We start from the raw sequence: 8735 nt of genomic DNA, 5'->3' as shown, positions 1-8735 counted from the left end.
TTTGAAAATGATTGAGTATCATAATGCCCATTCTCCAAGCGAAGATTTATAGCTTCAGGCCGCTGTTCGATGGATTGACCAGCAGGTTTAAAGTTGGTGCTAGCCTGTTTCTTATCAAGCGAAAATTTTTGGTTATGATAGTGGAGAATCTTTTCCTTTAGTTCCTTGGTCAAGCTTGATTTCTTGACCGAGCGCTTGCGATTGTTTTCATAAGACTGTTGAGCATAGTCGGCAGAATAAACCTCTTTGAAGCACCCTTTTCCAAGACATTGTCGGACTGTCCCACGCTTGATTTCAGTGTGGATAGTTTGAGGAACTTTTCCAAGCAGAAAGGCAATTTCTCTATTTGATTTCCCTTCCTTTTTCCATCGTTCGATTAAGCGACGGTTATCGATTGTCAAATGTTTGGCTTTTGTAGTATAATGGTTTTGCATTTCTGTGCCTTTCTTGTGTTTGTGATTGAACAACAAGTATAACTCAGAGGTGTTTTCTTATGCCTAGAAGAGCTTTCATTTTAATGTGATAATCGGACAAGGAGACTACTATTTCTTCAAAAATATGTCAAAAATACTTGACACTTTATATTTAAAAGAATATAATATAGTCAAATATATACGACATAAATCAGAAAGGAGACCAGATGAATCGTGTGAAAGAATTTCGCAAGGAACTGGGCATTTCCCAGCTAGAACTAGCCAAGGATATCGGTGTCTCGAGACAGACCATCAATATGATTGAAAACGACAAGTACAATCCAACCTTGGAACTCTGTCTCAATCTCGCCCGCAGCCTCCAAACTGACCTCAACAGTCTCTTTTGGGAGGATAATTTTTAAAAAAGGAGCAAACTTATGAAAAAAGAAACCTTCACGGAAAAACTGATCAAACGCATTTATGGCATTTCAGGACCACTTGATGAACACAAACGACGCGAGGCTGATCGTATTGGCAATCAAGTCTTTATCATCCTCTTTTATCTGATGACATTTGGAAATCTCATCCCCTTTGTCCTCGCTTATAAATACCCACAAATTGTCGCTATCGGCTATCCTCTTGTGGTATTCGGCATTTCGATGATTTCTGCTCTCTATGTGCTCTCCCAAACCAAAAAAACAGGGATTACAGCTATTGATCCAGATATGCTGAGCGAGAAAGAAAGCAAGCAACTACACTACCCTGGTATGAAAGCAGGTCTACTCTATGGATTAATGAGTTTTTTTTCAACCCCTCTTCTCCATATACTGCTAGGTGAGAGTCAGGACTATCTTCAGTCTCTTCTCACTTTTAAAAATATTTTTTCAAGTATTCTCCAATCTTTCTTCTTCGGAGTGATTATACAAATTATCATCTCCCGTCGCATTGCAAAAGCCAAGAAAAATCAGGATAATGATTAGGAGGAAACTCATGAAAAAAGAACAGAAACAGTTACGTTATCCTGGTATGAAAGCAGGTTCGATTTATGGAACAGTGATATTTTTTATAATTCCACTCATTGATACCCTAACAAGTGAAAATCCAAATTTTATCAGTTCTCTTCTAAATACAAAACATATTTTTAAAACTATACTGGGAGCTTTCTTTTTCGGGGTGATGATACATATTGTCGACTCACTTCGTATTGCAAGAGCTAAAAAAGACCAGGATTAGGAGGTGCCTTATGAAATCACTAGTAACTTTACTTACCTATCATCTTTTGTTCAGTTCCCTGCTCATCTTCATCATCGTTTCAGGGAACTTGCCAATCAGCGAGATATTCCTCGGGCTAGTCTTTATTCCAGCACTTAACAAAGGGCTAACTTATCTAAAGATTGACTCCCAAAAAACACGCATACTCAACTTAGCACTGTACTTTATGATTCTATCTTTACCACAACTGATGCTCATCTCAAGCGGTTGGAAATATTATTTACTGCTGACTATCGCTAGCCTTTCTTCTATCACTTATCTTTATTATCTCTATCAATTCGTAAAAGAAAGTCAGTAAAACCACTCATCTAGGAGATTACTAACATGAAAAAAGAAGACTTCACCACTCGCCTACTTCGAAATCTCTTTCATATCCAAGGCCCTTTTGATGAATGCCGGCAAGAGATTATCTACAAAGCCTGTGCCCGTTCCATGGTCCAAATCGTTTATTCTTCCTTCTTCCTCTTCTTGTTTTATCTGTTATTTGGACGCTTCATAGAAGCCGTTCGCTATGCCATGCCCTACGTTTACTCTGGACTCATTTTTTTCATTACTTTAAAAACTCAAAGAGTCGTCAAAGAACTCCAGCTGGAAAAAGATGACAAGTCAGAAATTGTCCTCAAAACCTACAGCAAAGGCCAAATCAAATTCCGAAGCTGGATTGTGTTTATCGGCCTTCAGATTGGCCTCTTTACCCTACTCATCTTTCATAAAGTCTTCGTTCAGCAGATGTCCTTTTCAGATTTTGGGAAGTTGCTCGTGCAATTCGATAAAAGTGTTCCTTTCCTAATGTATGGCCTGATTATCGGTAGCATTTTTGGAACCCTGACCTACGGCTTTCTATCCCTACAGGAGGAGAAAACTCCTAAAAATACCAAACAGAAGGAGAAAAGCAAGCAATGACTTCACTATACGATTTTTCAGTCTTGAACCAAGACAATCAAGAAACTCCACTAGATGCCTATCGTGGGAAAGTTCTCTTGGTTGTCAACACTGCTACTGGATGTGGTTTAACGCCCCAGTACCAGGGACTTCAAGAACTCTATGACCGCTATCAAGAACAAGGTTTTGAAATCTTAGACTTCCCTTGTAATCAGTTTATGGGACAAGCACCCGGCAGCTCAGAGGAAATCAACAGCTTCTGTAGCCTAAACTATCAAACCACCTTCCCACGTTTTGCCAAGATTAAGGTCAACGGCAAGGAGACAGACCCTCTCTATGTTTGGTTAACAGACCAAAAATCTGGCCCACTAGGAAAACGAATCGAATGGAATTTCGCTAAGTTTCTCATCGGTCGTGATGGGCAGGTCTTTGAGCGCTTTTCTTCAAAAACAGACCCCAAACAAATTGAAGAGGCGATACAAAAATTACTATAATTCACAATCTCACTATGATTAGGTTTCTTTTAGCCTGATGAATAGTGAGATTTTTTGATTGGCTTTGACTTAAATAGAAAAACACCCCATGATATGAAACATGAAGTGTTGTAAAGTCTATGTTGTAGGTGCTTATTTCACATTTTCAATGTGACCAATGATGACAAATGCCATACCGAAGCTTCATATACACTAAACAAATGACTTTCTAATTATTTCAATTAGTTTTGGCTAGTAAATATCATTTCCAACAAACGCCCTCTCAATTCCTCGTCCTGACGATGCAAGATATTCATTAAGTCATGAGAATTTTTGGCATTGATGAATTGATTTAACAATCTATCTTTTAATTCATATGGAAGAGAAGCCGTCTTTAGTAGTCTAAAAACTTCGTCATTTAGGGATGTCCTTTTATTATCTTTCCATTCAAATCTAGCTGTATCATTCTTATTTGGCAATTCAATGATAGACACATTCGTTCCTTTAAAATGAATTCTATGTTTTCTATTGTTTGGAACGATACTAGAATCTCCATGTAATGCTAACTCTACCATTCCCATTTCCCAATCGATTGATAATCTTGTTTTATATCTTTGACCATTTTGATCTTCAAGCATTTCAAAAGAATGTTGTTTCCCTGGGAATACATACCAATCTACAACTTCAGGTAAATCAACACCCATACCTATCTCAGAACCAACCAAGGGAATGATTGCACCACTTTTTGCAAACACAGGTATAGTCGAAATGTCTCTATAAACACTCAACTTCACACCACCTGTATATTTTTTCTCTGAAAAGAAGTCATACCATTCACCTTCAGGGAACCATACATCCACTTTTGCAGATTGGAATGCCAAATCCATCTTCTCTACAATGGGAGCCACCATCAGTTCTGTTCCAAAAAAGTATTGATTTGGAACATTATAGCTCTCATCATTCTCTGGGTAGAAATAATAGATTGGACTGATTAATGGGGCACCTTCCTCGTGTGTCTTTACATTCATAGTGTATAGATAGGGAATCATCTGATGTCTCAAACGAAGGTATTTCTTCATAATCTTAGATGTTGTTTCTGAAAAAAACCAAGGTTCTTTACTATTAAAGGGACTTCTAGAACTATGTAAGCGAGTAATCGGACTAAAAACACCAAACTGTAGCCATCTAGTTTGTAGCTCTTCGTCATAATCCCCCAGCATGTGCCCACCAATATCATGGCTCCACCAACTATAACCGATATTTGATGCTGTCGCTGTAAAATAAGGTTGAAATCTTAAGGAATTCCAACTAATAATGGTATCTCCTGAAAAACCAACAGGGTAGCGGTGACTACCAGGACCTGCATACCTTGATAAAATCAAGCCACCTTCTGCATTTTTACAACTATCCTGATAATGATAATGGTTTAAAAGCCACAGTGGATCCAACATACCTTGTGTCCCTTGTTGCCAGTCAATCCACCAAAAATCTACTCCCTGCTTTTCTAGCTCATAATGAACATCTTTAAAGTAAGCTTCCCTAAAAGAGGGATTAAAAAAATCAAAAATAGCAGGTTCTTCTAGTTCTACATTTAACCCCAATCGTTTTGCGACTTGAGGATAAGCTTCTTCATAAGCCCGTATACCATCAGCAGGATGGACATTTAAGGAGAGTTTTAACTTCCTATCATGAAGTTGTTGCAATAACTGTTCTGGATTAGGTATTAAGTTTCTATTCCAACTATATCCTGTCCAGCCACTTCCAAAACGAGCTGGAATGTCAGTGATATGCCAATCCATATCTAACACACCGATAGATAATGGAATGTTCTCTGTTTTAAATCTGTCTATTAAATCCAAGTATTCATCCGACGTATAAGGCCAATACCTACTCCACCAATTGCCTAAAGCATATCTTGGCAACAAGGGTGTTGAACCAGTCAAATGGTAAAAGTCTCTGATTGCTCCTCTATAATCATGCCCATAGGCAAAGAAATACAGGTCAATTTGATTTTCTCTCTCAATATAACCAGACTGTTCATCCCAAATAAATCCTTGAGAATCATCCAATAAGGCTATACCATTTCGGCTAATAATTCCATCTTCTAACGAGATTGCTCCATCTGCCTCATCCAGAGTCCGAGCTGTTCCTTTTAACGTTTCAATAGATTCACCAAAATACCAGCGACTACCATATACGGCAAAATTTCCTTTTAATTCTATAAATAAATTTTCGGCGTTAAATTCTCCTTTATTAAAGTGCAGATGAAAATAGTCCGTCATAATATCTAGTACGTTTGGTGTCTCTATATAATCTAACGAAACTTGGCCAAAATCTCTATTATAGATAAGTTGTGTCATTCTATCCTCAAAACTTCCAGTTTGAGAGTATTCTAGCCTTACTAACTTGTCTGTTAATACAGAGATTCGATAAAACTCTCCCTTAAAAATTTTCAATTTGTTGTCCTCCTTTTATGGTAGCATAAAAACAGAACGCACCATTTTTGATGCGTTTTTCATTATTCTGAATGCAATGTTCTATCTATGACAAATAATAGTCAATTGAAAAAATGTAGTGGACAAAATATCTTTTAACAAACCAAGAGTTTATTAAAGAGTTATCACTTTTCAACTTTTCTAAGCTTATGCAGTTGTGAAACAAACTACTTTTAAACTATTAACTAAGATAGGATTGACAAATAATTTCAAACTCTAACTTGCTACCATACGATATTCAAGCTCGCGTGCTTTTTTCCTTCCTGCTTATTTCTTAGAACTGAAGAACCCGGATCGGTATATAAATTATCCGGATCAACATAGTCATAAGACTCATAACAGTTGCGCTTCATTAAGTCATCCCCAGAGCAAGAGCTTCATCTCGTAATTTTTCAACATCACTAACCGTAGGTCGCCATCCTTCAATCATATTTGTACTTAAAGCATACCAAACACTCTTAAAAACGGATCGGTTTTCAAAAGCTATTCCCATGATTGCCATCTTTTCTTTATCTATATCTAAGGACATATGCTACCTCCTTTAGATACATTATACCATGTTTCTCTGTAGCTTTTAAAAATTTTATTTTGTTTGTCATATCTAAGTTTTCAGCACGCTTATCCTATTTATCCGAGAATAATTAAATATCTATCTCATAAACTAGCAGTAGTTGTTAGTAATAGACCATATACCCAACAATTTGTTCTGCCATGAGTTTTTCATTTCACTAATTTCTTAAATGCTTCTAAATGACTTGTTAACACAAATGATTCAACATCAACAAGTACAATTTCTTTTTCTATCTTGAAGATATTTAAATAGTTCCAGATATTATTTCTAAACAATTAGAAATAATCAAACAAATTAAATATTATTTCTAAATATTTGAAAATAATTTCTATTTGTATTATACTATCTTTGAGGTATCTATTATGAACTATATCAAAAGACCACATTATTTAGACTTTTTAAGAAGACATCGTGACCGACAAATCATCAAAGTTGTTAGTGGAGTTAGACGAGCTGGTAAATCTGTTCTCTTTCAACTCTATAAAGAAGAGTTACTAGCAACTGGGGTAGACGAGGATCAGATTATATCCATCAATTTCGAAGATTTGAGTTACTATGACCTGCGACATTTTCAAACATTATTCGCTTATATAAAAGAGCAGTTAGTTGGGGAGAAAACATACTATATCTTTTTAGATGAAATTCAACATGTTGAAAAATTTGAACTAGTTGCAGATAGCCTATTCATCCTACCAAATGTTGACCTCTATTTGACTGGATCAAACGCCTACTTTATGAGCAGCCAATTAGCAACAAACTTAACTGGTCGGTATGTTGAGATAGAGGTTCTTCCTTTATCATTTGAAGAATACCTATCAGGTCAATCTCTCTCAGAGAATCTGAATACAACAGAAATTTTTAACAATTATCTCTTTAGTGCTTTCCCTTACTTATTGCAAACATCATCTTACGCTGAAAAAATTGACTATCTCAGAGGAATATATAACTCCATACTGTTAAATGACATTGTCACTAGATTGGGAAATCCAAATCCTACTATTATTGAGCGCATTGTCCGAACCCTTCTCAGTAGTACGAGTAGCTTAATATCAACAAATAAGATTCGCAATACCCTAGTCAGCCAAAATGTTTCAATATCCCATAATACTTTGGAAAATTATTTGACGACTTTGACAGACAGTTTACTTTTTTATTCCGTTCCACGTTTTGATGTAAAAGGCAGAGCATTATTACAACGCTTAGAAAAATACTATCCCGTTGATTTAGGTTTACGACATCTCTTATTACCAGACCACAAAGAAGACATTGGACATATCTTGGAAAATATTGTGTATTTGGAATTGAGACGTAGATATTCACAAGTATATGTTGGTAATTTAGATAAATATGAGGTTGATTTTGTTGTTGTAATTGATCTTGGTCACTACGCTTATTATCAGGTCAGTGAAACAACACTTGCTCCAGAAACACTAGAAAGAGAACTTAGACCACTAGAAGCCATTAAAGATCAATTCCCAAAATATCTATTAACAATGGATACGATTCAGCCAACAGCAAATTACAATGGTATTGAGAAGAAAAATATCATAGATTGGTTACTAGAAAAATAGATAAATATAAATCATGCAGCTAGCTAGATTTGCAACAGTCTGTTATCAATGATTCTACCCAAATCCTAACAAGATATAGTGAACTTCGAATACGCTATATAATACGGACACTTGAAAATAGAAATTGGGGATGAAAGGGGATCTATAATTTCTGGAAGTACTATCAAAAATTAATATCATAGTCTTATTAGAGAATAGCATCACCCACTTTCTCAAATAAGATTAAATTATAACTGAATTATAATGAAAAAGAGACTGAGCAATCAGTCTTTAAAACCCTAAAAAACGCATACTATCAGGTGTTGAATGAACTGCACCCGCATAGCGGGTGGTTTTTTTGTCTCGCACCTAACGGAGCGAGACGAACTAATAGTCACATAATCATAAGGCTGATAGTATTAATCTAACTATCAGCCTTACAGGCTATTTAATGTTTAAGTAACACTCCAATATCAAGATTAACTAAACAGTATCTAATTCTTTCAAATAATTTTCTATCTTCATCAACATTAAAGGATTGTTATAAATCTTGCATAGCTCTCTTGCTTCTATATAATAATTTTTGACTTGTTCTTTGCCAAGGAATTGTGTTCCACAATTTCCAACGAGAACGAGCAGGGGAGCTAGTTGGTAACTTGTTTGCCTCTCTTTACAGAGTTCGATAGTCTCAAGAGCTTCTTGGATGGCTTCATTATATTTTTCCTTTGATACTAGGTAGTGAGCGTAGTTGTAACGAACTCTGATGTAGCCAAATAAAAACTCTTGATGCTCAAAATTTTTTGTCTGATATAACTCCATCAAATGAGAGTAGTTTGCCTCATATTCTTGTTCAAGACCCACTAAGGAATAGAAATTAGATAGAGTATTCAACGCCTTTAAATAAATCAGAGTATTTGAAGAGACTTTTAATAATATATTTTCCAATGACGAAATTGCCTCACACTTACTGTCATATTGATAGAAGTCAATTATAGATTTAATCCATTCAAGGTAAGTTCGGTCTTCTAATGTTAGAAAAGTGCTTCGTTCTACCTCTATTTTATAAAGATATTCTAAAT

11 protein-coding genes are annotated in these 8735 nt (G+C 35.8%); 7 read left to right on the top strand and 4 right to left on the bottom strand.

Annotated features, from left to right (window positions below):
• On the bottom strand, window positions 1-434 hold a 434-nt coding region (locus HT671_RS07990; RefSeq protein ID WP_172923116.1), incomplete at its 3' end, for a helix-turn-helix domain-containing protein.
• Window positions 435-640: 206 nt separating this feature from the next.
• On the opposite strand from HT671_RS07990, the gene HT671_RS07985 reads away from it, so the two are divergent.
• The 6 genes from HT671_RS07985 to HT671_RS07960 are packed head-to-tail and all read left to right on the top strand — an operon-like array spanning window position 641 to window position 3061.
• Window positions 641-835: a helix-turn-helix transcriptional regulator gene (locus HT671_RS07985; RefSeq protein WP_001082471.1), complete on the top strand. Its 195-nt coding sequence runs from the start codon at window positions 641-643 to the stop codon at window positions 833-835.
• Between the two features lie 15 nt (window positions 836-850).
• Entirely contained in the window at window positions 851-1393 is a 543-nt protein-coding gene (locus HT671_RS07980) for a DUF3278 domain-containing protein (protein WP_000712340.1), read from the top strand.
• 10 nt (window positions 1394-1403) lie between these two features.
• Entirely contained in the window at window positions 1404-1646 is a 243-nt protein-coding gene (locus HT671_RS07975; RefSeq protein WP_138699288.1) for a hypothetical protein, read from the top strand.
• Between the two features lie 10 nt (window positions 1647-1656).
• Complete coding sequence (locus HT671_RS07970) at window positions 1657-1983, top strand: hypothetical protein (RefSeq protein ID WP_000839388.1); 327 nt, start codon at window positions 1657-1659, stop codon at window positions 1981-1983.
• Window positions 1984-2009: 26 nt separating this feature from the next.
• The gene (locus tag HT671_RS07965; RefSeq protein ID WP_023941505.1) at window positions 2010-2588 is read left to right on the top strand and encodes a DUF3278 domain-containing protein; all 579 of its coding nucleotides are present in this window, start codon (window positions 2010-2012) and stop codon (window positions 2586-2588) included.
• Window positions 2585-3061, top strand: a complete 477-nt coding sequence (locus HT671_RS07960; RefSeq protein WP_023941504.1) for a glutathione peroxidase — start codon at window positions 2585-2587, stop codon at window positions 3059-3061. The genes HT671_RS07965 and HT671_RS07960 overlap by 4 nt, the downstream gene beginning before the upstream one ends.
• A 221-nt stretch (window positions 3062-3282) precedes the next feature.
• Here the strand turns inward: HT671_RS07960 and HT671_RS07955 are convergent, their stop codons facing one another.
• Window positions 3283-5496, bottom strand: coding sequence for a TIM-barrel domain-containing protein (locus HT671_RS07955; RefSeq protein ID WP_138703343.1), 2214 nt, complete (start codon window positions 5494-5496; stop codon window positions 3283-3285).
• 391 nt (window positions 5497-5887) lie between these two features.
• Window positions 5888-6064, bottom strand: a complete 177-nt coding sequence (locus tag HT671_RS07950; RefSeq protein WP_000050747.1) for a hypothetical protein — start codon at window positions 6062-6064, stop codon at window positions 5888-5890.
• 404 nt (window positions 6065-6468) lie between these two features.
• Here HT671_RS07950 and HT671_RS07945 point away from each other — a divergent pair, with 404 nt between their 5' ends.
• Window positions 6469-7677: an ATP-binding protein gene (locus HT671_RS07945; protein ID WP_138703342.1), complete on the top strand. Its 1209-nt coding sequence runs from the start codon at window positions 6469-6471 to the stop codon at window positions 7675-7677.
• 462 nt (window positions 7678-8139) lie between these two features.
• Here HT671_RS07945 and HT671_RS07940 read toward each other — a convergent pair.
• Window positions 8140-8735, bottom strand: a 596-nt coding sequence (locus HT671_RS07940) for an XRE family transcriptional regulator (protein WP_188093811.1), incomplete at its 5' end; no start/stop codon positions are given.

Source organism: Streptococcus sp. 2741, from assembly GCF_013276315.1.
In the GTDB taxonomy this organism is placed as follows: Bacteria; Bacillota; Bacilli; order Lactobacillales; family Streptococcaceae; genus Streptococcus; species Streptococcus pseudopneumoniae.
The sequence above is the reverse complement of the archived record's forward strand: the minus strand, read 5'-3'. Positions and strand labels throughout refer to the sequence as shown.